This window comes from Erythrobacter sp. JK5, assembly GCF_018205975.1.
Classification (GTDB): Bacteria; Pseudomonadota; Alphaproteobacteria; order Sphingomonadales; family Sphingomonadaceae; genus Erythrobacter.
The window spans coordinates 475,743-500,466 of record NZ_CP073577.1; the positions used below are offsets into that span (position 1 = coordinate 475,743).

The following is a 24,724-nucleotide window of genomic DNA, read 5'->3' on the forward strand; positions in this document are numbered from 1 at the left end:
CTTTGGGCAAAAGGCGCTCGATTTCCCCCATGATGGCGGCACGCACTCTTTCCGGCCCGGTTCCCGAGGCCCCGATCCGAGCGATCCCCCCGCTACGCTGGGTGGTCGGCGCTGCACTGGCGCTGGTGCTGCTTGCCGGGGGCTATGCCTTGCTCGTCGCGCAGGTGACCGGTGAACGCGGGATCGCGCCGACCGCCTCGAGCGCCGATATCGAGGTGCGCGGGATCGAGGTCGATATTCGCGCCGATACCGGAGAGGAAGCCCGCCAGCAGGCGTGGCGCGAGGCGCAGCGCAAGGCATGGGACAAGATTGATGGTCCGGCGGTGTCCGATGGGCAGCTGCAGGCGATGGTCTCAGCAATCGTGATCCAGCGCGAGCGGATCGGGCCGAAACGCTACATTGCGACACTCGGCGTGATCTTCGATCGCCAGCGCGCCGGGCGCTATCTCGGAGGCGCGGCGCAGCAGCGCAGCTCCGCGCCGATGCTGCTGATCCCGGTCACGGTGACCGGCGGCACGTATACCGTGTTCGAGGTGCGCAATCCGTGGCAGCGCGCCTGGGCGGAATTCAACCCGGGTACCAGCCGGATCGATTACGTGCGGCCAAGCGGAGCTGGTGGCGATTCGCTGCTGCTGAACTACGGCCAGACCGGTCGCCGCAGCCGTGCGTGGTGGCGCGCGGTGCTGGACCAGTACGGCGCCGCCGACACGCTGACGCCGATCGCACGGTTCGAACACCAGTTTCCCGGCGGGCCGATCACCGGCATCTTTACCGCGCGCTACGGTCCCGACAGCCGCTTCCTCGAAAGCTTTGAACTGACCGCCGACAGCCCTGAAAACCTGCCCGCGATGCTGTCGCAGGCGGTCGAGCGGATGGACGGGATCTTCTCGCAGGCGCTCGCCGACGGCAAGCTGCGCCCCGATCCGACGCTGACGTCCGGCGGATCGGGCGATACCGATCCGGCGATCGCCCGGCTGATCGAGATCGGCCGCGCGATTCGCGCCCGGGACGCGGCCGCCGCGGCGGCGGCTGCCGCGCCGAGCGCGGCGCAATCGTCCGCGCAATCGGCCGCTCCCACCCCGCCGCCGGCGATGACTGTGCGCAATATCGTGGTGCAGTTCGCCTCGCCCGATCCGCAGACTTTCGATGCGGCGCTTTCGGGCGTGCGCGGCACGCCGGGCGTGCGATCGGTTGCGGTGACGAGTACGGCGATGGGCGGAACCTCGGTAATGAGCGTGAGCTTTGCCGGATCGCTCGAGGAACTCGCCGGAGGCCTGCGCTCGCGCGGCTTCACCGTCCGCCAGGGTGCGAACGCGCTCGCGATCAGCCGCTAGGGCGGGCAATTCTGGTATTGCTGCGGACGATGGCCGATTCCCGCATCCCGGTATCGCAGATCGCGCTGCCCCTCGAACCGGGGGCGAAGGCCGCGCCGCAACGGATCGTGGTCGGCAATGCCAATCGCGCCGCGGTCGAGGCGCTGGGCGATCCCGACGGCTGGCCATTCGGTACCGCGATCCTTACTGGGCCGCCGCGTGCGGGCAAGTCGCTGCTGGGGCGCTGGGCCGGTGCGCAGGGAATTGCGGTGATCGACGGCGCCGACCGGCTCGAGGAAACCGATCTGTTTCACCGCTGGAACGCAATCCAGCCGGGCGGTTCGCAGGCCGGCGGACGGCTGCTGCTGATCGCCGACAGCCGCCCGTGGGAAATCGCGCTGCCCGATCTCAATTCGCGGCTTGGCGGTTCGCTGCAGCTCGAGATCGGCGATCCCGATGACGCCATGGCGGCGCAACTGGTCACCGCCTTCGCCGAACAGCGCGGCCTGTCGCTCGCCGACGGGGCCGCGGATTATCTGGTGCCGCGGGCCGAACGCAGCTTCGAAGCGCTGGAGCACCTGATTGCGACGGTGGATCGCATCAGCCTTGAACGACAGGTTCCCGCCACCATGTCGGTGTGGCGGGCCGCGCTGGAGGCCCTCCATGGTCCGGAGCAGCAGCGCCTGTTCTGACCCCGGCCGGAAGGCCCATTTGCATTCTCGCGCGTTTGGTGGGAGGAGATTGACATGTTCGAACGGCTGACCGCCTATCTCGACTCTATCCGGGCGCGCGATCCAGCCCCCCGGTCCCGCTGGGAAATCCTATTGTATCCAGGGGTTTGGGCTCTGGGATTCCACCGTGCGGCGCATTGGCTGTTCGATGCCAAGCTGTATTTCCTCGCGCGGTTCGTGAACCATTTCGGGCGATTCCTGACCGCGATCGACATTCATCCGGGCGCCACGATCGGTAAGAACTTCTTCATCGACCACGGCTTTACCGTGATCGGCGAAACAGCCGAGATCGGCGACAACGTGACGATCTACCAGTGCGTGACACTGGGAGGGACCAACCCGACCAACGGTGTGGGGGGCAAACGCCACCCGACGATCGCAGACAATGTCATTATCGGCTCGGGCGCGCAGATCATCGGGCCGATCACGGTCGGCGAACGTGCCCGGATCGGGGCCAATGCGGTGGTGACCGAGGACGTGCCCGAAGGCGCGACGATGGTGGGTTTCAAAGCGCGCTCGACGCTGGTTCCGGCTGAGGACTGGATCAAGGAATTCATCCCCTACGGCACCCCATGCGAAGATTCGGAGGGCAACCGGGTCGATTGCATCGAAAAGCTCGAAAGCGAGCTTGCGGCGATGAAATCCGAGATCGCGAGCCTCAAGGCCGCGCAGGCCGCTGCTGTCGAGCCGGAGCCTGAACTCGCCCAGAAAAGCGGAACCGCCGACTGATGAGTGCGGGTCTCGGGACCGGGCTGTCAGGCCAGGTCGTTGCCTTTCCCGGCCGCGCGAGCGATCAGGTGGGGTTCGAACGCGAGGAATTGCAGCGCATTCTCGACCTTTATGGCCGAATGGTCGCAGCCGGTCAGTGGCGCGATTACGCGATGGATTTCGACCAGTACGCCGCCACTTTCGCGGCCTTCCGCCGGAGTGCCGAGCGTCCGCAGGCGCGGGTCGAGAAGCGCCCGGCGCTGCGCGGCAAACAGGGCATGTGGACGCTGTTCGGCGAGCACGGCCAGGTGCTCAAACGCGGACACGAGCTGGTGAACGTGCTGGCCCCGATGGAGCGACGGCTGCTGAAAGCGGTGGACGGGGATTAGAAGTGTCCGAGCAAGGCGAAACATCGACCGACATCCTTCGGGCAGCCGAGTTATTCAAGCGCTATCAGAGTCCGGCGATTCTCCTGCACCGGCCTTATCCGCCCCACTCGGTGCCGGAGAGCCTCAGCTACTTCGGTGGTTTGCCAACACTCCCCAGTGACTGTGAATGGCCACGCACTACAGATGGCGTGGCGTTGCACTTCTTTTGCCAGATCGATTGCTCGGAAATCACGTGGTCAACGCCATTGCCGAAACGCGGGATTCTCTACTTTTTCGGGCGTGATGATGAGGAGCAGAGTTGGAACATAGAAAGACCCGAGGAATGCTGCAGGGTCATATTTGCCGATGATAAGGCAAGGGTCGGTGGTCAAGTTCAACCTCCCCCCGACCTCAAACCGATACGCGGCATGTTTCAGGAATCGGCATTTCGTGAAGTGGCACTGGATTCGGATCCTCCGCCGCTGGTGCATGTTAAATGGCCAATTCAGCTTTGCCCGATGGAGAGCTTTCCCGATACGTCAGGTTTGCCGCCGTTGATTCATCAATCGAATGAACCGTGGGCAAAGACGTCTCGCGCCTTCCGGCATAGAAATGCGCTGAGAAGGATCTGGCCATGGATGCGTCCGCTTCCCAAGCTGGATACAAGGCCGGCACCGGATCAGGGCGTTTGGGACCTCTACGAAGACATCCTGCCTCATGTTCGAACGCGGGCGTTCGAACGCGCCATTCGCAGAGAGAGAGGGCCCCGTTGGGATCGATTTGAGAGCTACAGGGCGAGAGAAGTCTGCGCGTCGGAGGAGTTTCCCGAATATTGGTTTCTGGTCGAATTCATGCTCAGATATGCGCTCAGGAATGACCTCAAGGGCGCTCGGCAATACGGCGACGACGTGACACCGGAATTCGTCGCCAAACGTCAAAAGGCAGATCAGGACGTCCAGGATGAGGCGCAAGTCTGGCTGAAACGAGCGCTGGAGTACGCTCACGGGATGTGCCCCACGGCGCCTGAGCGGATTGAATTTCGCGATTGGCTAAAAAGTGTCGACGAGCGAATGACTTGGCACGGCATGACAGGTCGCTGGCTAAAGGAGTCCGCGAAGTACGTTGTTCGCGCGTGCGCGGGGGATCGCGCTATGTCAGAGGCTCTCCCGCAATGGGTGTATGATGCTGCGGACGAGAGTTTATTCCCGACGTCCGCCGAGTTTTCGCAAATGTTGGGAGAGGCTCCTGCGTCTCAAGGCGCTCAGTCGGCGGACAATCCTGAGATTTGCCTGCTGAACCTGTGCAGCGACCCCGGCGTTGGCTGGCAATTCTGGGACATGGGCGAGTGCAGCTTCTGGATCGATCCTGACGATCTTGCAGCCCGAGATTTCAGTCGCGTGATAGGCATGATGGCTGGATGAGTTGGCCGGTCCCGTGGACTTTAACCAAAGGGCCGGCCAGGTTCTTATGGTTTAGCCCCGCGCGCTGCTCGGTCCCGTTCCGGTCACTTTCTGCATCGCGGTAAGGATCGCGCCCGACTGTTCGGAACCGCTTTGCGGTGCCTTGAGGTTGGAGAATTCGCTGATCTTGTCCCAGTTGTCGGCAAAGCCTTCGACAGTGCGCTCACCCTCGGGCAGCCACACTGCATCGTTCATGACCGTCCAGGACGAATGATAACCGCCTGCACCGGCGCCGACGATCGCGTTGGTCGGGCTGTCTTCGCTGACGAGGAACAGCGCGGCCGGGACCACGTTCACTGGGTCGAACAGCTTGAAGGCCTCTTCCGGGAAAAGGTCTTCGGTCATCCGCGTGCCTGCCACCGGCGAAAGCGTGTTGACCCTGATGTTGTACTTCGCGCCTTCGAGCTGGAGCGTCTTGGTCAGGCCGGCGAGGCCAAGCTTGGCTGCGCCATAGTTTGCCTGCCCGAAATTGCCAAACAGCCCGGTCGACGAAGCGGTCATCAGCACGCGGCCATAGGCCTGCTCGCGAAAGGTTTCCCAGCACGCCTTGGTGACGAAAGCCGAACCGGTGAGGTGCACCTTGAGCACGAATTCGAAGTCTTCCGGGCTCATCTTGTGGAAGGTCTTGTCGCGCAGCACGCCGGCATTGTTGATGAGGATGTGTACGCCGCCCCACTTCTGCTTGGCGTCGGCGACCATCTTTTCCATCTGGTCGTATTCGGTGACGCTGCCGCCGTTGGACATGGCTTCGCCGCCCATCTTCTCGATTTCCTCGACCACCTGCAGCGCCATGTCCGAATGGCCGGTGCCGTCGCGCGATCCGCCGAGATCGTTGACCACGACCTTCGCGCCGCGGCGCGCGAGTTCGAGCGCGTATTCGCGGCCCAGACCGCCGCCGGCACCGGTGACGATGGCGACCTTGTCCTTGAAGGTGATGCTCATGAGATGTGTCTCCTGCAATGAAAGCGGCGCGGTTTACGCGCGCGTAAACTTGTGTGCGGCGCTGCGTGGCACTTTCTTCGCTGCCTTGCAACAGGGGCAAATGGGAAGCTGCGATTCCGTAACGTCCGCTAAATGGCGAGTTCCCGCCTAGGCGGCAACTTGCGCGGGTTACAGCGTTTCCAAGGCGGAAATCAGGCCGCCCAGCGAATCGATGACGGAATCCGCGCCGAGTTCGTGCGGCGGCTTGTCGCAATAGCCGTAACCGGCGGCGATTACCGGGACTTCGGCCCCCCGCGCCGCCTTCACGTCGTAGGTTGAATCGCCCACGAACGCGAAACGTCCTCCGCCGCAGCGGCGCTGCGCCTCGATCACGGGTTCGGGACCGGGCTTGGCCAGGTAGCGACCGTCCGATCCCTTGCCCAGGCTGTCGCCGCCGATCACGGTTTCGAACGGCGCGAGAAAATCGAGCCGGGTCAGGATGCTGCGCGCGAACCCTTCGAACTTGTTGGTGACGACCGCCAGCCTGATGCCGCGCGCGGTCAGCTCCCCGACCACGTCACGGGCGTGCGGGTAGGGCGTGGTATGCACCGCGTTGTTGTCCGCATAGTAGCCCAGCATCGCCTTGTAGAGCGCGCGGAACTCGTCCTCCGGCAGGCCACCCTGCCGTTCGACCGCACGCGCCAGCATGATCTTCGCCCCGCCGCCGATCAGATCTTTCGACGAATCGACCGGCACCGGGTCGAATCCCCCAAGCGCAAGCGCGTGATTGACCGCTGCGCCGAGATCGCGAAACGTATCCAGCAGCGTGCCGTCGAGGTCGAACCCGACCGCATCGAAAGGGAAATCCGCCCGGGAAAAAGTCATGCCGGGCGCGGTGCAGGATAGGACTTCAATCCGCAAGCATTTGCTGGCAAGCGCGCCAACACAGACGTTTCAGTGGTATAGGACGCCGCATGACCGATTTTGCCGCCATTATCCTGGCCGCGGGCAAGGGTACCCGCATGAAGAGCGACCTGCACAAGGTGCTGCATCCGATTGCCGGCAAGCCGATGCTGATGCACCTGCTCGACAGCTTCGGCGAATTGTCGCCGCGCAAGACCGTGGTGGTGGTCGGCGACAAGCGCGAGCAGCTGGACGAAGCGCTCGCAGACCGCGGCATCGCGACCGCGCTGCAGGAGCCGCAATTGGGCACCGCGCACGCCGCCTTGCAGGCGCGGGAATCCCTTTCCGGCTTTTCGGGCAACATCCTCGTGTGCTTCGGCGACTGCCCGATGGTCAGGGCCGAAACCGTGCGCAAGCTGACCGGGGCGCTCGAGAGCGGGGCGAAGGTCGCGGTGCTCGGCTTCCGTCCGGACGATCCGCTGCAATACGGCCGGATCATCGCCGATGACGACGGCACTGTGCGCAAGATGGTCGAATACAAGGACGCCAGCGAAGAAGAGCGCGCCTGCGACCTGTGCAATTCCGGCCTCATAGTTGCGCATTCGGACGATATGTGGCCGCTCCTGGATGCGGTCGGCAACGACAACGCGCAGGGCGAATATTATCTCCCCGACGTCGCCACCGGAGCCATCGCACGGGGCGACAGGGTGCAGGTGGTCGAAACCGGGTCGAGCGAGGTCTCCGGCATCAACAGCCGCGCCGAACTCGCCGCCGCCGAGGCGCAGTGGCAGGCGCTCAAGCGCGAGGAGGCGATGGCGAACGGTGCGACGCTGAAAGCACCCGAGACGGTGTTCTTCAGCTGGGACACCGAGATCGGGCGTGACGTGCTGGTCGAACCCAATGTCGTTTTCGGTCCGGGTGTGAAAATCGCCAACGGCGTGCACATCAAGAGCTTCTGCCACATCGAGGGCGCGACCATCGCCAGCGGCGCTCAGGTCGGCCCCTTTGCGCGGCTGCGTCCGGGCGCGGTGATGGAGGAGGACAGCTTCGTCGGCAATTTCGTCGAGATCAAGAAGGCGGTGCTGGGCAAGGGCGCGAAGGCCAGCCACCTGTCATACATCGGCGATGCCACGGTCGGCCAGTACGCCAATATCGGCGCGGGCACGATCACCTGCAATTACGATGGCTATTTCAAGCACCAGACCGTGATCGGCGACCGTGCATTCATCGGATCGAACAGCGCTCTTATCGCCCCGGTGACCATCGGCGCCGACGCGATCGTGGCGGCGGGCAGCGCCGTCAGCCGCGATGTCGGCGCCGGTGATCTGCGTATGGTACGCGGCGAACAGCTGGTAAAACAGGGCTGGGCCGACCGGTTCCACGACACGATGAAAAAGAAGAAAGCGGCGGCCGCAAAGAAGGAATGACGCGAAAGGAGCCAAGCCGATGACCCCGATCCAGTTCGTCGCCAGCGCCAATCATGACGAGGCGCGCGATTTCTACAGCAACACGATGGGCTTCGAGCTGACCGACGATTCGCCGTTTGCGCTCGAATACGACACCGGCAATGGCATGCTGCGGGTGCAAAAGGTCGAGCAATTGACCCCGCACCCGTTCACCGCGCTGGGCTGGGCGGTCGATGATATTGCCGCCGCGCGCGATCGATTGGCGGAGCGCGGGGCAGGCTTCGCCTCCTACGATTTCCTCGAACAGGATGAACGCGACATCTGGACCACGCCGGACGGCGCACAAGTATGCTGGTTCCGCGATCCCGACGGCAACACGCTGTCGCTTACGCAGTTTCCGGTGTGAACTGGGGATAGACTGCGCCGCGAAATCTCTCGAGCCATTCGGTCAGGCTTGGGTCGCTCGCAATCGCCGCCTTCATCGGGCTCGCGAACGGCACGTAGACGATATTGGCCAGCAGGGAATAGACGGTCGCGTCAGCAAGGCTCGGCGCATCACCGAAGAACCACGGACCGTCTCCCAGAATTCGACCGAGGGCCGCGATATCCTTGCTGCTGATCGCTGCGATATTTTCGTCCGAGTGGAGGCCCATCCCGTGACCAGCGAGTTGCTTCTTCACCCCTCGGCGCGCGAGTGGTGCCAGGATCGCGCGCGGCAGAGCCGGGATATCGCCCAGCACCGAAGCCTTCAGGATCGGCCAGTTCTCGTCGCGACACCAACGGTCGTAGACCATCGCCCAGTAGAGGTTCTCCTCGACCAAGCGCTGGATCGCGACCGCTATCCCGCGTTGCTTTGCAGAAAGGTGTGCGTCGACATCCGTGGCGAACTCCCCGGTCAGGAAAACGATGATGAGTGCCGAATCACCAAGGGTGCGCCCCTTGTAGATGATCCACGGTGCCTTTTTCTTGGGACCGCCGAACGGCGTCGCCGCGGTGACGGAATCGTGCTCTATTCCCGTCATCCGCAGGAATGCATCGAGCTTCAGACAGAAGGGACTGACCGAGACCAGCCCCCAGCGACCCGGCAGATGATACGCGCGCAGCCCCGTCATGGATTGTCCCTTTCCACGCGCAGCTTAGACATTTTCTCTCGCTTGGCTAGAAAGCGGAAATGGACGAGGAACTCACCTGCTGGCTGTGCGAACGCCCGTTCGAGACGCTGGTCCAGTGGCATCATCCCGTGCCGAAGGCGAAGAAGGGGCGCGGCACCGTCCCCGTCCATCCGATCTGCCACAAGACGATCCACGCGAATTTCTCGAACGCCGAACTGGCGCGGATTGGCGAGGATGCGGACAATATCCGCGCGCATCCGGCGGTGGCGAAATTCGTGCGGTGGGTCGCGGGCAAACCGCTCGATTTCCATGCCCCCACGCGCCGCTGACCGCTTGGCATCCGGGAACCAATGTCGCGCGTAGCTGCTGATAGGGCGTAACCAGCACCATCAGGAGCACAAATATGGGTATCGGGAAATGGGTCGTCGGGGGTCTCGGGATCGCCGCTGTCGGAGCGGTCGCGGCCTATGCCCAGTATCGCGACAGCGAGGAACCAGACTTCGCCCTGGTGAGGGAAGACCGGGCGTTCCAGCTGCGCGATTATCCTGCGCTGGTGGTCGCCGAGGTGACCCATTCCGGCAACCGGCGTGAAGCGAGCGGCAAGAGCTTCCGGAGGCTTGCGGCTTACATTTTCGCGCAGGACCGGCCCGAAGGCGGCGAGCCGATCGCCATGACCTCGCCGGTGTTGCAAGGCCGCGCCCCGCGCGACGAGAAGATCGCAATGACCGCGCCGGTGCTGCAGGATGAGATCGCCAAGGACCGCTGGCGGATGCGGTTCGTGATGCCGGCGAAATACACGCTGACAACCCTGCCGCCCGCACCCGAAGACATCACGCTGACAGAAATTCCGGAACGGCGGATCGCGGCAGTGCGCTTCAACGGCTACGCGCGTCCAGCCGAAACGGAAGCGATGGAGCGCGAGCTTCTGAAATGGGTGACGGCACAGCAACTCACTCCGGTGGGCGACTTCGAATACGCGTTCTACGACGCGCCGATGGTGCCCGGGCCGCTGCGCCGCAACGAGGTGATGATCGAGGTCGAGGCCGACTAGGCCGGACCGCTCCCATCACCTCGCGTCGGGGGCGTCAGGCGACTTCGAGTGAGCGAGCGCGTTGGTCGCTGACGCCGAATTGCTGTTCCCACTGCTCGAATTCGCTTTGGCTCAGCAGGTAGAGATCGCGCGCCTCGCGAAAGCTGAGTGCATCGTCGTGGACGGCGCGGACGACATTCGCCTTGCGGTTGCGCGACCATTTTACCCGGTGCGATTCCGGCAGGTGGTAGCGCTTGATCGCATCGGCGATGGACGTGTGTTCGGGATAAGCCATTTTTCGTCTCCTGTTCGCCCCTGTTGCCTGACAATGCTCGATTTTCGGGGTTAACGCGGGCCTGACAAACAGGGTTAATTTGGCGTTAACGGCTTTCCCTGTGCCGGGCTTGCGGCGAACCGAAGTCAGACTGTCGGAGCGCTTTACAAACGCAAGAGGCGGCCCGTTTCGGGACCGCCTCCAGCGTTCGAAATGGCTGCACGAATTACCCGCCGTCGGCCGAGTCGCCGGGCCCATCCATCAGCTGCTGCATCAGATAGACATATTGCAGCGCCTGCAGCTTGGCGCGCTGTTCGTTGTCGACCCCACCCGAATGGCCGCCGGTCATGTCCTCGAAATAGAAATACGGCTGGCCCAGCTCCTTGAGCCGCGCGGCACCCTTGCGCGCGTGCGCGGGGTGCGTGCGGTCGTCGGCGGTCGAGGCCCACAGGAACGGGGTGGGGTAGTCCACGCCCTCGACCAGCTTCTGATACGGCGAATACCCTTCGATCCAGGCGCGCTGTTCGGGGATGCGCGGATCGCCGTATTCGCCGGTCCACGACGCGCCGCGCCCGATCAGGTGGAACCGCAGCATGTCGAACAGCGGGATCTGGATGATCGCCGCGCCCCACAAATCGGGCCGCTGGGTGATGGCGGTCCCGACCAGCAGCCCGCCCTGCGAGCCGCCCTGGATGCCGAGATGCTCCGGGCTGGTGAGGCCGCGCGCCACCAGGTCTTCCCCCACGGCGATGAAATCGTCCCAGGTGCGCTGCTTGTTCTCGCGGATTGCGGTCTGGTGCCACAGCGGGCCGAATTCGCCCCCTCCGCGAATATTGGCGATGACATAGGCCCCGCCGCGCTCCATCCACAGCTTGCCCGTGATGCCGAGATAGCCGGGCAGGCGCGGAACCTGGAACCCGCCATAACCGCCCATCAGTACCGGCGTGCTGCCGTCCATCTGCATGCCCTTGGGCTTGACGATGAAGTATGGGATCTGCGTCCCGTCCTTGCTCGTCGCCATCAGCTGTTCGACTTCCATCCCGGTCTTGTCGAACCGGCTGGGCGAGGTCTTGAGCACCTTCGGCGCAGCGCTACCGTCCGCGTAATGTAGCGTGGTCGGATTGAGGAAGTCGGTGACCGTGAACATGATCTGGTCGGTCTCGTCCGAGCTCGCAGCGATATCGACCGTGGCGTTTTCGGGCAGATCGACCGGCTCGCTCACCCACGCGCCATCGACATAATTGAACTGCATCACCTTGCCGACGACATTATCGAGCATGGCGACGAACAGCGCGTTGCCGGTGATCGCACCGCCCTGTTTGGTCTGGCGCTCACCCGGAGACCAGACCAGCGACTTCGCCGCGCCGTTGGGATCGGCCTTCCACTCCTCGAGATCGACAGCGATCAGGCTGTCGGCGGGGAAGGTCTGGCCGTCGGTCTCCCAGTCGACGTCGGTCGAATACAGCAGATGCCCGTCGACGATCCCGTATGGGTTCGCCTTCTTCGGAATGTCGAGCTGCACCCACTCGCCGTCCTTCTCGACGAAATACTCGGTCTCATGGAAGCTCACCGCGCGAAACGCGGTGCGCGCGTGGACGGTGCCGGTGTTGTCGCGCAACAGGCTGGCGCCGGACCACACATCGTTGGGCTTGCCGCGAAAAATCTCGGGAGCATCGGCGATATCGGTGCCGCGTTTCCATTCGCGCGTGGTGAACGGGTATTCGCTTTCGGTCAGCGTGCCTTCGCCGAAATCGCGCCCGACCAGCAGCGTGTCGTCATCGACCCACTGGATCCCGCCCTGGCTTTTTTCCTCGAGCACGAAGCCGCCTTCGACGAATTGTCCTGTCGACATGTCGAATTCGCGCAGGATCGTGGCGTCCTCGCCGCCGTCGCTCAGCGCGATCATGCACTTCGTCAGGGCCGGCGGCAGGCAGGTCGAGCCCTTGTAGACCCATTCCTTGCCCTCGGCCGCGGCCAGCGCGTCGATATCGAGCACGGCTTCCCATTCGGGATCGTCGGTCTGGTAGCTTTCCAGCGTGGTCCGGCGCAGCAGGCCCTTGGGATTGTCCTTGTCCTGCCAGAAATTGTACAGCCCGTCCGGGCGGAACGAGACGTAGGGGATGCGGTCCTCGCTATCGAGGATTTCGAGCGCCTCGTTCTTGAGCGTCTCGAAGCGCGGATCGGCTTCCATGTGCGCCAGAGTGAGCGCGTTCTCGTTGCGCACCCATTCGAGCGCCTCGTCGCTGCGCGCTTCTTCGAGCCAGATATACGGATCCTGTTCGGGGCCGGGGATGCCGCTCTGGTCGATGTGGTCGTCGGCGTTCGCGCCGGTTGCAGTCGTGAGTGTCATCGCGGCTGCCAATGCCAGTGTGGAAACAAGCTTCAAATGTCCTCTCCATGCGGGAAATCGCTGGAGCGTATGTGGCGGCTGCGGCTGGACTTGTGAAGGGGTTTGCTTTGCCGAAAAAGGTCACATGGCGACGCCCGGATAGGAGGCGAAGAATTCCCGATGCGCCTGCGGCAATTCGATCTCGTAAAACGCGCCGCTGTAAGCGAGCACGATCAGCAAGCCAGCCAGCGGCCCCAGCACCAGAGCAGGCGCGTGCCAGCCACGGGATTTGCGAAAATGCAGCGCCGCGATCAGGTGCGCCACGAGCGCGGTCACAACCAGCAGGTAATAGGGGGCAAAGCCGTATCTGAGCGGATCCAGCACCAGTGTCCCCGCGGCCCAGTAGAAATTGGTGTCGAGGTCCAGCACCAGGCGGGTGACCAGGGCCGAGGTGGTGTGCATCACGATGAAATAGGCGAGATAGCAGCCGCTCGCAAACTGCACCCAGTGCCAGAAATCCTTGCGTTTGCGGCGGGTTATGCGGCGCAGCAGGGTGATGCCGAGGACGACCTGCCCCGCGAGAGCGATCGCCAGCGCCGCCTCTACGATCGGTATGCGGTAGACCGCGCGTCCGATCTGCAGCACCGCATCCTGTGCGACGATGCTGTCGAGCGCGGCGAAGTGCGCGCTGAAATGCACCACGAGAAACAAACCGATGAACAGCGCGACCCGGCGGTGTGCTTGCCTTGCCTCGATCGACATGCCATTTCTCCTTAACTGGATATCGTTTATCCGGATAAAGAATATCCGATTAAGGAGTCAAGCGTGCAGTTGGGAAAAGGCGTCGAATGGACCGCGCATATCTGCGCGATGCTGCCGCTGGTGCCACCGGGGCGGGGCTTGAGCGTAGATGCGCTGGCCGATTACTTCGAAGTGCCATCGGCCTACCTCGCCAAGCAGATGCAGCTGCTTCGCCGTGCAGGGATCGTGCAATCGGTGCGCGGCAAGGGCGGGGGATACCGGCTCGCGCGCCCGATCGACGAGATCTCGCTGCTCGATCTGGTGACCGCGATCGAGGGCCCGACGCCGGCGTTTCGCTGCACCGAAATTCGCCAGAACGGCCCCTGCGGCCTGAAGCGCAAGGATTGCAGGCGCCCGTGCGAGATCGCTTCGGCCTTCGCCGAGGCCGAGCGCGCCTATCGCGCGGCGCTGGCCTCCCGCTCGCTCGCCTCGATCGCTCAGGAAGTGGCCGTCAACGCCTCGCCTGAGCATCTGCTCGACATCGCCGGGTGGGTGCAGCGCCAGGTGGGATGAATGCAAAAGGGCGCCCTTTCGGCCGCCCTTTCGTCGCTTGCGAGTTCCCCGCTTTCGCAGGGTCTCATGAATGCCTAGCTCTCGACGTGTTCGGCCAGCACGGTCAGGCCGTTCTCGCCGACTTCGGCGAAGCCGCCGCGCACTTCGATCGTCTCGGGCGCGGCGCCTTCGGTCTTGTAGACCTGCACCGCGCCGTCGCGGATCGTGCTCATGAACGGCGCGTGGCCTTCCAGCACGCCGAATTCGCCTTCGGTGCCGGGCACGACGACCATGTGGACGTCTTCCGAGCGGACCAGTCTGGCCGGGGTTACGAGTTCGAAGTGGAGTGCCACGGCTCTTACGCGTCCTCGGCCAGCTTCTGGGCCTTGGCGACCGCCTGGTCGATCCCGCCGACCATGTAGAAGGCGCTTTCGGGCAAGTGATCGTATTCGCCCTCGACCACCGCCTTGAACGACTTGATCGTGTCTTCGAGCTGCACGAACACGCCCGGGATATTGGTGAACACTTCGGCGACGTGGAACGGCTGCGAGAGGAAGCGCTGAATCTTGCGCGCACGCGCGACGGTCAGCTTGTCCTCTTCGGACAGCTCGTCCATCCCGAGGATCGCGATGATATCCTGCAGCGATTTGTATTTCTGCAGGACTTCCTGAACCTTGCGAGCGGTTTCGTAGTGCTCCTGGCCGACGACGCGCGGCTCGAGCACGCGGCTGGTCGAATCCAGCGGGTCCACCGCCGGGTAGATGCCGAGTTCGGAGATGGCGCGCGACAGCGTGGTGGTTGCGTCGAGGTGGGCAAACGAGGTTGCAGGCGCCGGGTCGGTGAGGTCATCGGCAGGCACATAGATCGCCTGCACCGAGGTGATCGAACCCTTGGTGGTCGAGGTGATGCGTTCCTGCAAATTGCCCATGTCGGTCGACAGGGTGGGCTGGTAGCCCACCGCCGAAGGGATACGGCCGAGCAGCGCCGACACTTCCGAACCCGCCTGGGTGAAGCGGAAGATGTTGTCGACGAAGAACAGCACGTCCTGGCCTTCCTCGTCGCGGAAATATTCCGCCATGGTCAGGCCCGAAAGCGCCACGCGGGCACGCGCGCCGGGAGGCTCGTTCATCTGGCCGAACACCAGCGCCACTTTCGAACCTTCGCTGGTGGCAACGCCGTTGTCGTCCTTCTGGATAACGCCGGCATCGAGGAATTCGTGGTAGAGATCGTTGCCCTCGCGGGTGCGCTCACCCACGCCGGCGAACACCGACACGCCGCCGTGACCCTTGGCGATGTTGTTGATGAGCTCCTGGATCAACACGGTCTTGCCGACGCCCGCACCGCCGAACAGGCCGATCTTGCCGCCCTTGGCATAGGGGGCGAGGAGGTCGATCACCTTGATACCGGTGACGAGGATCGCGGCTTCGGTCGACTGATCGATGAACGGCGGGGCTTCGGCGTGGATCGGCGAGGACTTGTCGGCACCGATCGGGCCAAGTTCGTCGATCGGCTGGCCGATCACGTTCATGATGCGTCCCAGCGTCTTCGGACCAACGGGCACGCTGATCTGGGCGCCGGTGTTGATCACGTCCTGACCGCGAACGAGCCCTTCGGTGGCATCCATCGCGATGGTGCGTACGGTGCTCTCGCCGAGGTGCTGCGCGACTTCGAGTACCAGCGTGTTGTCGCCGTTCTTGGTTTCGAGCGCTGTGAGAATTGCGGGCAGCTCGCCTTGGAACTGCACGTCGACGACAGCGCCGATGACCTGGCTGATCGTGCCATTGGTGGTCTGGTTAAGCGCGGGTGCGGTGGCCATGTTCTATGTCCTGCTTTCGTGGAATGCTTATGCGCCTTGCGCGCAAGTGGTTTCGGGGTCGGCGATTTCCCAAGCGGTTTCGCCCTGGACCAGAGTAGTCTTGTTGCGGAGATATTCGTCGTCGCCGAGGCCGTATTCGCAGATCACCTCGGGCGAACCCATCGCGGCACGGCGGCAGACCGAATCGTTGACTGTCTTTGCCTCGGGGCAGGTCTTGGCGAAGGTGCTGGCAAAGACCGCTGCGTCGGGCGGCGGAAGGCTCGGCGCGGCGGATTCGGGCGCTGCGACTGCGGTTGCAGCCGGTTCGGCCGCCGGCTCTTCGCCGCAAGCGGCAAGCACGGTGAGGGGCAGGGTGAGCAGGACGAGTTTCTTCACGGGGGCTTCCATCGTTACAGCGCCTCTGCGCCAGCAATAATCTCGATGAGTTCGGTGGTGATCGCGGCCTGGCGGCTGCGGTTGTACTGGATCGTCAGCTTGTTGATCAGGTCGCCGGCGTTGCGTGTGGCGTTGTCCATCGCGGTCATCGACGCGCCCTGTTCCGACGCCTCGCGTTCGAGCAGCGCGCCAAACAGCTGCGTCTTGACGTAGCGGGGCAGCAGTTCCTCGAGGATTTCCTCCTCGCCCGGTTCGTATTCGACCACCGCACCGGCGTCTTCGCTGGTTTCGGGCGAAGGGACCGGGATCAGCTGGTTGACCGTCGGGTTCTGCACCAGCGCCGACTGGAACGTCGGGTAGATCAGGTGCGCGACGTCGAACTTGCCCGCCTCGTACATCGCGATCAGCTCGGCCGCGATCGCGTCGGCTTCGTCGAAGCCCGGGGTCTTGACCGTCGAGGTATCGAACATCGTGCCGATCCGCTCGGCGAATTCGCGCTTGAGCGGCGCGCGTCCCTTCTTGCCGACGAGATAGAATTCGACGTTCTTTCCGGCAGCGATCAGCTCTTTCGCCTTGGCCTTGGCAGCCTTGACGAGGTTCGAGTTGAGACCGCCGCACAGACCCTTGTCGGTGTTGACCACGACCAGTAGGTTGCGCTTGTCCGAACCGGTGCCGGCCAGCAGCTTCGGTGCGCTGTCGCCCGAAACCTTGCCCGCGAGCGACGCCATAACGGTACCGAGCCGTTCGGCGTAGGGGCGCGCGGCCTCGGCAGCCGCCTGCGCGCGGCGCAGCTTCGCGGCGGCGACCATCTGCTTGGCCTTGGTGATCTTCTGGGTCGACTTGACCGAGTTGATCCGACCTTTGAGTTCCTTGAGTGAGGGCACTTAGGCGCTCCGTCTGTCCTGGTCGATTACGCGAATTGCTTGGCGAAGGCGTCGAGCGCGGCGACCGTGCGGTCCTTCACGTCGTCTTCGAACTTGCCGCTCTCGCGGATGTCCTTGAGCACGTCGGCGTGTTCGCTGCGGAAGAACGCCAGCATCTGCTCTTCGTAATCGTTGACCCGATCGACCGGGATCGAATCGATGAAGCCGTTGGTGCCGGCAAAGATCGACACGGTCTGCTCTTCGAACGGCATCGGCGAGAACTGCGGCTGCTTGAGCAGCTCGGTCAGGCGTGCGCCGCGGTTGAGCAGCTTCTGCGTTGCGGCATCGAGATCCGAACCGAACTGCGCAAACGCCGCCATTTCGCGATACTGCGCGAGGTCGAGCTTCATCGAGCCCGACACCTTCTTCATTGCCTTGGTCTGGGCGGCACCGCCCACGCGGCTGACCGACAGGCCGACGTTGATCGCCGGGCGGATGCCCTGGTAGAACAGGTCGGTTTCGAGGAAGATCTGGCCGTCGGTGATCGAAATCACGTTGGTAGGAATATAGGCCGACACGTCGCCCGCCTGCGTTTCGATGATCGGCAGCGCGGTCAGCGAGCCGCCGCCTTCGCTCTTGTTCATCTTCGCCGCGCGCTCGAGCAGGCGGCTGTGGAGGTAGAACACGTCGCCCGGATAGGCTTCGCGGCCCGGCGGGCGGCGCAGCAGCAGCGACATCTGACGATATGCGACCGCCTGCTTGGAAAGGTCGTCGTACACGATCACGGCGTGCATGCCGTTGTCGCGGAAGAATTCGCCCATCGCGCAGCCGGTGTAGGGCGCGAGGTACTGCAGCGGGGCAGGCTCCGAAGCGGTCGCGGCGACGACGATCGAATATTCCATCGCGCCGTTTTCTTCGAGCTGCTTGACGATCTGCGCCACGGTCGAGCGCTTCTGGCCGACCGCGACATAGACGCAGTACAGCTTCTTGCCTTCGTCGTCGCTTTCGTTGACGCCCTTCTGGTTGATGAAGGTATCGATCGCGACGGCGGTCTTGCCGGTCTGGCGATCGCCGATGATGAGTTCGCGCTGTCCGCGGCCGACCGGAACCAGCGCGTCGATCGCCTTGAGGCCCGACTGCACCGGCTCGCTGACGGATTCGCGCGGGATGATGCCCGGCGCCTTCACTTCGACCCGGCGACGTTCGCTCGATTCGATCGGTCCCTTGCCGTCGATCGGGTTGCCGAGCGCATCGACCACGCGGCCGAGCAGACCCTTGCCGACCGGAACGTCCACGATCGTTCCGGTACGCTTGACGGTGTCGCCTTCCTTGATCTCGGCATCGGAGCCGAAGATCACCACGCCGACGTTGTCGGCTTCGAGGTTGAGCGCCATGCCCTGGACCCCGTTGGCGAATTCGACCATCTCGCCGGCCTGCACCTTGTCGAGGCCGTGGATGCGGGCGATCCCGTCACCCACGCTCAGCACGGAGCCGACTTCGCTGACTTCGGCCTCGGTGCCGAAATTGGCGATCTGGTCCTTGATGACCTTGGAGATTTCTGCGGCGCGGATTTCCATGTTTCTTGTCCTTTAAGCCTTCATGGCCTGAGCAAGCGAGTTGAGACGGGTGCGGATCGAGGCGTCGATGCGCTGCGATCCGATAGTGACGACGAGGCCGCCGAGCAGGTCGGGGTCGACATCGGCGTCGAGCATGACGGTGCGCCCTTCGCGGGCGGTGAGCTTGTCCTTGAGCGTTGCGAGCTGATCGTCGGACAGCGGGTGCGCGCTGGTGACCCTGGCGGACACTTCGCCCCGCTGAGCGGCGGCGATGGTCTTGAACGCGCGGATCACGTCGGGCAGCGCGGAAAGGCGGCGATTGGCCGACAGCACGCCGAGAAAGTTGGTGGTCAGCTCGGTCAGGCCGAGATGCTTCGCGACCCCAGCGAGCGCCTGGCCCTGTTCGGTGCGCGAAAGCTGCGGGTTGGTGGTGACAGCGGCGAGATCGTCCGACTCGCCCAGCGCGTCGCCGAGCTTCTCGAGATCGGATTCGACCGCCGTCACTGTGCCGCCCTCGCTCGCGAGGTCGAACAGCGCCACGGCATAGCGCCCTGCCAGACTGGCCTGTATACCGGCGGAAATATCCACGCGTGTTTGGTCCTTCTTGGATCCGGGAAAACGATGTTGCGCTTCGGATGTCCGGGCACACGGAGAGGGCCTCCCGGTGAAGCTGGCGCGCGCCTAGCATCGGCCCTCGTATATGGCAAGCCGAGCGGATCGTGAATTATGGACATCGGCCATTGCATTCGGCAGAATGTTTTCGATGGGCGAAGACGCCCACGGGAGAGGAAGAATGCAACTGACACCGATGGCCCCCAAATGCGGGGTCGAGATTTCGGGCGTCTCGCTGGCGACGTGCAGCGATGCCGAGATGGATCAGATCAAGCAGGCGATTTACGAACATGGCGTCGCGGTGTTTCGCGATCAGGAATTTTCGCCCGAGGATCACATCACCTTCGGCCGCCGCTGGGGCGGGATCGATGTGAACAACTATTTCCCGCTGCAGGAAGACTACAACGAAATCGCGGTGGTCAAGAAGGAGCCCGACCAGCAGACCAATATCGGCGGGGCGTGGCACACCGATCATTCGTACGACCAGATACCGGCGATGGGATCGGTGCTGGTCGCGCGGCAGCTGCCGCCCAGCGGCGGGGATACGATGTGGGCGCACATGGGCGCGGCCTACGATGCGCTCTCCGACGAACTGAAGGCCGAGATCGAAGGGCTCGAAGCGTTTCACACGGCCGATCACGTCTACAAGACCGATGGCCTTTATGCGCAGACCGACATGGGTAAGAACCTGCGCGGTCAGGATCTCAAGACCGGCGCGGTGCACCCGGTCGTGATCCGTCATCCGCATACCGGGCGCAAGCTGCTCTACGTCAACAGCGCTTTCACGATCCATTTCGTCGGCCAGACCCGCGAGCAGAGCCTGCCGCTGCTCGAGAAGCTTTTCGACGCCGCGCTGACCGACGACAACCAGTGCCGCCTGCAATGGAAGCCCGGCACGATCGCGATCTGGGACAACCGCACGACGTGGCACAACGCGATCAACGATTATCAGGGGCACGCGCGCGAGATGCACCGCATCACGCTGAGCGGGGAAGCGCTGGCAGCCTAGCCGACGCAGCCTTCGCCGTCGCACGCGACGATGATCGCGAGAGCCGACAAGCCAAACAGCCTGTACGGCCTATTCCGCTCCGCCGCCTCCGCCTGCCGCCCCACCGGCGGTAGCGGCGCTCTTGGCCTCGCAGGTGTAGACCAGCCGCTCGTTCGGGCGCTCGGGCAGCAGCGAGAGCACCTTGGATTGCTGCTCGCCCAGCAGACGAGCGGCGTCGCCCACGCCGCAGGCGGGCGGAGAGTATTCGCCCCGTGCCGTGCGCGCTTCCTGCATCGCCGACTGGCGCAGCAAGTAGCGGTCGGTCTGGAAGATCCGCGTCTGCGGGTCGTAGCTGTTGACCGAAACCGCCGCTTCCTCGTTCGGCACGAATACTCGCGACCATTTGCCGTCTTCCATCCCGTACTGCGTGCGCCGGTTGACGCAGCCATCGGCCGACCAGTCGAATTCGACATCGTCGGTGCGCGCGCCGGTGACCCGGCTGCGTTCGGGCACCAGCGTGCACAGCAAGGTGCCGTCGCCTGCGAGCGAGGCGGTGGTGCCGTCTCCGTCGTCACCGTTGTTTTCTTCGGCCATCGCGGCTTCGACCCGCTCCTCGATCTCGCTGAAGCTCGGCCGGGTGAGCCAGGCCAGCAGCGCGCCGATCAGCGCGGTTCCGGCCAGACCCGCCAGCAGCATCGCGCGCTGGCGCGTCGCCTGCTTCTTGCGCAGCTGGAACGCGGCAAAGCCGAGCCCGATCGCGACCAGCAGCAGCACCATCGCCAGCGCCATCGCGTTCTCGCGGCCTTCCATCACTTCCATCTGCGCGGTGAGCCGCAGCCGCGCGCGCTTCTCGCGCAGCTCGGCCTCGCGCGCTTCGAGCCGCGCCTGCGCTTCGGCCCGCTGCGCTTCGAAGCGGTCGCGCTCGGCAGCGTTGAGCTCCTCGATCGAGCGGCACGGCAGTGCGTTGGTGCGCGGCTCGACATCGTTGGCGCGCAGGAACGGCAGCAGCTCGCGCAAGCTCACCGCGAAATAGAATTCCGCATCCGATCCGTCCGAATCCGCGCCGAAGGAATTGACCCCGAGCACCCGGCCGCAACCGTCGAGCAGCGGTCCGCCAGAATTGCCGCGCGCGATCGGGGCGGTGTGGAGGATGGTGTCGAACTGGCGGCTGGGCCGCTCGCCCGACAGGAATCCGCGGCTTTTCACCGGCGGCTGCGCGCGGAAGATGTCGCCGATCTCCAGCCCCTGCGCAAGGTCGACATTCATCGGATACCCGATGGCCGAGACCTCGCCCATGTCGCCGCTGACGCCGCCGGCAAAGGTCAGCGGCGGCAGTCGCATCGCGCCGTCGACGATTTCGAGCAGCGCGAGGTCGTTGCGCGGGCTCACTGCGACCGGCTTGGCAAATGCACCCGCCGCGCCTTCGCTCGGCACGATCCCGATCCGCAGCGTATCGTCCTGCAGCGCTTCGCGGATGACATGGGCGTTGGTGACGATCCGGTTCGCGGTCACCGCAAAGCCGCTGCCATGGCTGACCGGCACCACATCTTCGCCATCTTGCGCGATCAGCACCACGCGGACCACGCCGCGCGCGGCGGCATCGATATCGCCGGGGTCGGCCGTTGCAGGACCCGGAAGCGCGAACAGCGCGCACAGGGCGAGCAGCAGCGCCCCCCAGCTGGCAAAGCGAGAATCGAACATCACGCCTGCTCTATAACGCGGCTTTTCAAAAACGTGTTAGCGAATGGCGTGATTTCGGGTGAGGACGATTGAGCGCAAGGTCCGGGATGCGGCGAATGTGCTATGATGCGACAACCGCGCCATGACTGAAGCACGCAACACATTCGCAGCGCTGAGCGACGACGATCGCTGGCGAATCGCCATGGCCAAGGACCGCCGGTTCGACGGCGCATTCGTAACCGGGGTGCATTCGACCGGCATCTATTGCCGCCCGAGCTGTCCGGCGCGCGCTCCTTTGCGCAGGAACGTGCGGTTCTACGCCGCGGCTGCCGACGCAGAGGCGGCAGGGCTGCGGGCGTGCAAGCGCTGCTCGCCCAACACCCAGAGCGCAGAGGAGGCCTGCGTGCTCGCAGCGATCAAGGCGATCCGCGCCGAAGGGGCGATGACGCTCGATCAGCTGTCGGACCTCACCGGATATTCACCCACGCATTTCCAGCGCCTGTTCAAGCGCACCGTCGGCCTCTCGCCAGCTGCGTTTGCACGCGCGCTGCGCGAGGAACGGGTGCGCGAGGCGCTGGAGGGCGGGGCGAGCGTCACCCAAGCGCTCTACGAAGCGGGCTATTCCGCACCCTCGCGGTTTTATGCGGACACGAAAGGAAGGCTCGGCATGCAGGCAAGCGACTGGCGCAACGGCGGGAAGGGGCGGATGATCCACTGGAGCGTGGTGCCGACCTCGCTCGGCGCCATGCTGGTGGCGGCGACCGGCAAAGGCGTATGCTGCCTTGCCTTTGGCGAGGGCGAAGAGGAATTGCGCGCGCGCTTCCCCAAGGCCGAACTCGTCGAAGGCCGCGAGGAATTCCGAGCGCTGTTCGAACAGGTGATCGCGGCGGTCGAGGAGCCGTCGATCGACAATTCGCACATTCCGCTCGACGTGAAGGGCACCGCGTTCCAGCAACGCTGCTGGGAGGCATTGCGCAAGATTCCGGCAGGCGAAACGCGCAGCTACGGCGAGCAGGCAGCGATGCTGGGCAATCCCAAGGCGAGCCGCGCCGTCGGCAGCGCCAACGGGGCGAACAATATCGCGGTGCTGATCCCGTGCCACCGGGTGGTGCCCGCAAGCGGGGGCGTGGGCGGCTATGCCTATGGTCCGGAGATCAAGGCCGAGCTGCTGCGCCGCGAGGGTGCCGACCAGAAGGAGCTGTTCTGATATGACCAGAAACGATTTCGCGGCGCTCCATCGCAGCGGCGATCCGCTGGTGCTCTACAACGTCTGGGACGCGGGCAGCGCGGTCGCAGTGGCCGAGGCCGGGGCGCAAGCGATCGCCACCGGCAGCCACTCGCTCGCCGGCGCGCAGGGCTACGACGACGGCGAGCACATCCCGTTCGTTCGGCTGACCGAAACCGCCCGGCAGATCGCCGAAGCGGTCGACCTGCCGGTCACGATCGACATGGAAGCGGGCTATGCCACCAATCTCGCCGACCTCGCGCGCAATGCCGATGCGCTGGTCCACGCCGGGGCGATCGGCTGCAACCTCGAAGACCGCCTGATCCGCGCCGGGGGGCTGCGTTCGATCGAGGAACAGGCCGAGCGGATCGCGGCAGTCGATCGCGAGGGTCTGTTCGTGAACGCGCGCACCGACGTGTTTCTCGGGCCGCTTATGGCGGGCAGGGACCCGAACCAGGTCGAACTAGTACACACCGCGATCGAACGCGCCGCCGCCTACCGCGCGGCGGGGCGGGGTGCTTCTTCATCCCCGGTCTCAGCGATCCCGATCTGATCGCGCAAGTGTGCGACGCGGTCGCGCTGCCGGTCAACGTGATGCGTTTGCCCGAGATGGTCAGCAATGCCGAACTGGGGAGGCTTGGCGTCGCCCGTATCAGCTACGGCGGCGCGCCGTGGCGGGCAGCAATGGCGAGTGTAACAGAGGCGGCGAAGGCGGCGTTTTCGGGCTAAGCCGCAACTCGGGCCGCTTCGCGGAAACTCACCAGCTTGCGGCGATCCTCATCCCATAGCGTCAGGATCAAGGGCCGGAACGAATCCCGCGCGGTGTAGCGGTTGACCATGGCCAGGTCAGGGTGAGCCCGGAGCACTTCGGGCAGGCGATAGAATGGTATCCGGCTCGCGAGGTGATGCACGTGGTGGATGCCGATATTGGCGGTGAACCAGCGCAGCACGGGCGGCAGGTCGAGGTGCGTGCTGCCCAGCAGCGCGGCATCGTGGAAAGACCAGTCGTCCTGGTAATCCCAATGCGCCTCTTCGAACTGGTGCTGCACATAAAACAGCCACACGCCCATCGACGCGGCGAGCAGCAACGTCGGGAGAAATACCAGCGCGGTGGTCGCCAGCCCGAACTGATAGACAAGACCGCCCAGCAGCAGCGCAGTCGCCGCATTGGTCGCCATCGCGCTGATCCAGTAGACCGATCCCGCTCTCATCAGGCCGATCGGCAGGCGGTGGCGCAACAGGAACAGATAGGCGGGACCGAACCCGAGGAGCACCGCCGGGTGTCGGTAAAGCCGGTATCCAAAGCGACGCAGCCACGGTTTGCTGCGGAATTCGCGGATGGTCAGCGTATCGACATCGCCGAACCCGCGAGCATCGAGGTTTCCCGTCCCGGCATGGTGCAAGGCGTGAGACCGGCGCCACGGATCGTAGGGCGTCAGCGTGAACACCCCGATGGCCCGACCGAGCCAGTCATTCCCGGCCCGGTTCGGGAAGTAGGCGCCATGCCCGCAATCGTGCTGGATGATGAACAGCCGAAGCAACAGCAGCGCAGCAAGCGGGATGAGCGCCAGGGCGTAATAATATCCCGAATCGATCGCCAGCAGCGTACCCGCGAACACGCCGATGAACGGCACGATCGTAATCGCGAACTCCCACAGGCTGCGAATGGTCTTCGGGTCTCGGAAAGCCGCAAGATCGCGTATCAATTGCTTGGGATCGGGCGCAGTTTCGCGTTGGCTATGAGGGGGCATTCGGTTCCTT

26 protein-coding genes and 1 pseudogene are annotated in these 24,724 nt (G+C 64.3%); 13 read left to right on the forward strand and 14 right to left on the reverse strand.

Annotation, left to right across the window (positions count from 1 at the left end; genetic code table 11):
• Positions 1 to 32: 32 nt before the first annotated feature.
• Genes KDC96_RS02180 through KDC96_RS02200 form a run of 5 tightly spaced genes read left to right on the forward strand, consistent with a single transcriptional unit; the run spans position 33 to position 4,541 of the window.
• Positions 33 to 1,334 carry a heavy-metal-associated domain-containing protein gene (locus KDC96_RS02180; RefSeq protein ID WP_249171881.1) on the forward strand — a complete coding sequence of 434 codons (1,302 nt, stop codon included), beginning with the start codon at positions 33 to 35 and terminating at the stop codon, positions 1,332 to 1,334.
• Positions 1,335 to 1,363: 29 nt separating this feature from the next.
• Positions 1,364 to 2,005: an ATPase gene (locus KDC96_RS02185; protein WP_212450311.1), complete on the forward strand. Its 642-nt coding sequence runs from the start codon at positions 1,364 to 1,366 to the stop codon at positions 2,003 to 2,005.
• 54 nt (positions 2,006 to 2,059) lie between these two features.
• Positions 2,060 to 2,773: a serine O-acetyltransferase EpsC gene (gene epsC / locus KDC96_RS02190; protein WP_212450313.1), complete on the forward strand. Its 714-nt coding sequence runs from the start codon at positions 2,060 to 2,062 to the stop codon at positions 2,771 to 2,773.
• A complete protein-coding gene (locus tag KDC96_RS02195; RefSeq protein ID WP_212450315.1) occupies positions 2,773 to 3,141 on the forward strand; it encodes a DUF2794 domain-containing protein in 369 nt (122 codons plus the stop codon). The genes epsC and KDC96_RS02195 overlap by 1 nt, the downstream gene beginning before the upstream one ends.
• 2 nt (positions 3,142 to 3,143) lie before the next feature.
• Complete coding sequence (locus tag KDC96_RS02200) at positions 3,144 to 4,541, forward strand: DUF1963 domain-containing protein (RefSeq protein WP_212450317.1); 1,398 nt, start codon at positions 3,144 to 3,146, stop codon at positions 4,539 to 4,541.
• 51 nt (positions 4,542 to 4,592) lie between these two features.
• Here the strand turns inward: KDC96_RS02200 and KDC96_RS02205 are convergent, their stop codons facing one another.
• Positions 4,593 to 5,522 carry an SDR family NAD(P)-dependent oxidoreductase gene (locus KDC96_RS02205; RefSeq protein WP_212450319.1) on the reverse strand — a complete coding sequence of 310 codons (930 nt, stop codon included), beginning with the start codon at positions 5,520 to 5,522 and terminating at the stop codon, positions 4,593 to 4,595.
• A gap of 168 nt (positions 5,523 to 5,690) precedes the next feature.
• Positions 5,691 to 6,386 (reverse strand): HAD hydrolase-like protein, encoded by a 696-nt coding sequence (locus tag KDC96_RS02210; protein ID WP_212450321.1) that lies wholly within the window; start codon positions 6,384 to 6,386, stop codon positions 5,691 to 5,693.
• A gap of 89 nt (positions 6,387 to 6,475) precedes the next feature.
• Between KDC96_RS02210 and glmU the strand changes: the two genes are divergently transcribed.
• Both glmU and KDC96_RS02220 read left to right on the forward strand, forming a co-directional pair.
• The gene (gene glmU, locus KDC96_RS02215; protein WP_212450324.1) at positions 6,476 to 7,831 is read left to right on the forward strand and encodes a bifunctional UDP-N-acetylglucosamine diphosphorylase/glucosamine-1-phosphate N-acetyltransferase GlmU; all 1,356 of its coding nucleotides are present in this window, start codon (positions 6,476 to 6,478) and stop codon (positions 7,829 to 7,831) included.
• A 19-nt stretch (positions 7,832 to 7,850) separates the two neighbouring features.
• Complete coding sequence (locus KDC96_RS02220; protein ID WP_212450326.1) at positions 7,851 to 8,216, forward strand: VOC family protein; 366 nt, start codon at positions 7,851 to 7,853, stop codon at positions 8,214 to 8,216.
• Here KDC96_RS02220 and KDC96_RS02225 read toward each other — a convergent pair.
• Positions 8,197 to 8,922 carry a glutathione S-transferase family protein gene (locus tag KDC96_RS02225; protein WP_212450328.1) on the reverse strand — a complete coding sequence of 242 codons (726 nt, stop codon included), beginning with the start codon at positions 8,920 to 8,922 and terminating at the stop codon, positions 8,197 to 8,199. The genes KDC96_RS02220 and KDC96_RS02225 overlap by 20 nt on opposite strands.
• A 59-nt stretch (positions 8,923 to 8,981) precedes the next feature.
• On the opposite strand from KDC96_RS02225, the gene KDC96_RS02230 reads away from it, so the two are divergent.
• Positions 8,982 to 9,251, forward strand: a complete 270-nt coding sequence (locus KDC96_RS02230; protein WP_212450330.1) for an HNH endonuclease — start codon at positions 8,982 to 8,984, stop codon at positions 9,249 to 9,251.
• 74 nt (positions 9,252 to 9,325) lie between these two features.
• Positions 9,326 to 9,973, forward strand: coding sequence for a heme-binding protein (locus KDC96_RS02235; protein ID WP_212450332.1), 648 nt, complete (start codon positions 9,326 to 9,328; stop codon positions 9,971 to 9,973).
• Between the two features lie 34 nt (positions 9,974 to 10,007).
• Here the strand turns inward: KDC96_RS02235 and KDC96_RS02240 are convergent, their stop codons facing one another.
• The 3 genes from KDC96_RS02240 to KDC96_RS02250 all read right to left on the reverse strand — a co-directional run bounded on the left by KDC96_RS02240 (position 10,008) and on the right by KDC96_RS02250 (position 13,317).
• A complete protein-coding gene (locus tag KDC96_RS02240) occupies positions 10,008 to 10,247 on the reverse strand; it encodes a DUF1153 domain-containing protein (protein WP_212450334.1) in 240 nt (79 codons plus the stop codon).
• 205 nt (positions 10,248 to 10,452) lie between these two features.
• Entirely contained in the window at positions 10,453 to 12,576 is a 2,124-nt protein-coding gene (locus tag KDC96_RS02245; protein ID WP_212450336.1) for a prolyl oligopeptidase family protein, read from the reverse strand.
• A gap of 120 nt (positions 12,577 to 12,696) precedes the next feature.
• On the reverse strand, positions 12,697 to 13,317 hold the full coding sequence (locus tag KDC96_RS02250) for a hypothetical protein (protein ID WP_212450338.1): 621 nt from the start codon (positions 13,315 to 13,317) through the stop codon (positions 12,697 to 12,699).
• Between the two features lie 63 nt (positions 13,318 to 13,380).
• Here KDC96_RS02250 and KDC96_RS02255 point away from each other — a divergent pair, with 63 nt between their 5' ends.
• The gene (locus KDC96_RS02255) at positions 13,381 to 13,869 is read left to right on the forward strand and encodes an Rrf2 family transcriptional regulator (protein WP_212450340.1); all 489 of its coding nucleotides are present in this window, start codon (positions 13,381 to 13,383) and stop codon (positions 13,867 to 13,869) included.
• Between the two features lie 74 nt (positions 13,870 to 13,943).
• Here KDC96_RS02255 and KDC96_RS02260 read toward each other — a convergent pair whose 3' ends face one another.
• The 6 genes from KDC96_RS02260 to KDC96_RS02285 are packed head-to-tail and all read right to left on the reverse strand — an operon-like array spanning position 13,944 to position 19,046.
• Positions 13,944 to 14,201: an ATP synthase F1 subunit epsilon gene (locus KDC96_RS02260; RefSeq protein ID WP_212450342.1), complete on the reverse strand. Its 258-nt coding sequence runs from the start codon at positions 14,199 to 14,201 to the stop codon at positions 13,944 to 13,946.
• Positions 14,202 to 14,206: 5 nt separating this feature from the next.
• Positions 14,207 to 15,664 carry a F0F1 ATP synthase subunit beta gene (atpD, locus tag KDC96_RS02265; RefSeq protein ID WP_212450344.1) on the reverse strand — a complete coding sequence of 486 codons (1,458 nt, stop codon included), beginning with the start codon at positions 15,662 to 15,664 and terminating at the stop codon, positions 14,207 to 14,209.
• A 27-nt stretch (positions 15,665 to 15,691) separates the two neighbouring features.
• A complete protein-coding gene (locus KDC96_RS02270; protein ID WP_249171882.1) occupies positions 15,692 to 16,039 on the reverse strand; it encodes a hypothetical protein in 348 nt (115 codons plus the stop codon).
• A gap of 14 nt (positions 16,040 to 16,053) precedes the next feature.
• Positions 16,054 to 16,923: a F0F1 ATP synthase subunit gamma gene (locus tag KDC96_RS02275; protein WP_212450348.1), complete on the reverse strand. Its 870-nt coding sequence runs from the start codon at positions 16,921 to 16,923 to the stop codon at positions 16,054 to 16,056.
• Positions 16,924 to 16,949: 26 nt separating this feature from the next.
• On the reverse strand, positions 16,950 to 18,479 hold the full coding sequence (gene atpA / locus KDC96_RS02280) for a F0F1 ATP synthase subunit alpha (protein ID WP_212450350.1): 1,530 nt from the start codon (positions 18,477 to 18,479) through the stop codon (positions 16,950 to 16,952).
• Positions 18,480 to 18,491: 12 nt separating this feature from the next.
• Complete coding sequence (locus KDC96_RS02285) at positions 18,492 to 19,046, reverse strand: F0F1 ATP synthase subunit delta (RefSeq protein WP_212450353.1); 555 nt, start codon at positions 19,044 to 19,046, stop codon at positions 18,492 to 18,494.
• Between the two features lie 205 nt (positions 19,047 to 19,251).
• Between KDC96_RS02285 and KDC96_RS02290 the strand changes: the two genes are divergently transcribed.
• Positions 19,252 to 20,079 (forward strand): TauD/TfdA family dioxygenase, encoded by an 828-nt coding sequence (locus tag KDC96_RS02290; RefSeq protein WP_212450355.1) that lies wholly within the window; start codon positions 19,252 to 19,254, stop codon positions 20,077 to 20,079.
• Positions 20,080 to 20,148: 69 nt separating this feature from the next.
• Here the strand turns inward: KDC96_RS02290 and KDC96_RS02295 are convergent, their stop codons facing one another.
• Positions 20,149 to 21,759, reverse strand: coding sequence for a trypsin-like peptidase domain-containing protein (locus KDC96_RS02295; RefSeq protein ID WP_212450357.1), 1,611 nt, complete (start codon positions 21,757 to 21,759; stop codon positions 20,149 to 20,151).
• A gap of 121 nt (positions 21,760 to 21,880) precedes the next feature.
• Here KDC96_RS02295 and ada point away from each other — a divergent pair, with 121 nt between their 5' ends.
• Positions 21,881 to 22,945 carry a bifunctional DNA-binding transcriptional regulator/O6-methylguanine-DNA methyltransferase Ada gene (gene ada / locus KDC96_RS02300; RefSeq protein ID WP_212450359.1) on the forward strand — a complete coding sequence of 355 codons (1,065 nt, stop codon included), beginning with the start codon at positions 21,881 to 21,883 and terminating at the stop codon, positions 22,943 to 22,945.
• Position 22,946: 1 nt separating this feature from the next.
• Positions 22,947 to 23,692: pseudogene (locus KDC96_RS02305) on the forward strand (isocitrate lyase/phosphoenolpyruvate mutase family protein).
• Here KDC96_RS02305 and KDC96_RS02310 read toward each other — a convergent pair.
• Complete coding sequence (locus KDC96_RS02310; RefSeq protein WP_212450361.1) at positions 23,689 to 24,714, reverse strand: fatty acid desaturase; 1,026 nt, start codon at positions 24,712 to 24,714, stop codon at positions 23,689 to 23,691. The pseudogene KDC96_RS02305 and the gene KDC96_RS02310 overlap by 4 nt on opposite strands.
• Positions 24,715 to 24,724 lie beyond the last annotated feature (10 nt).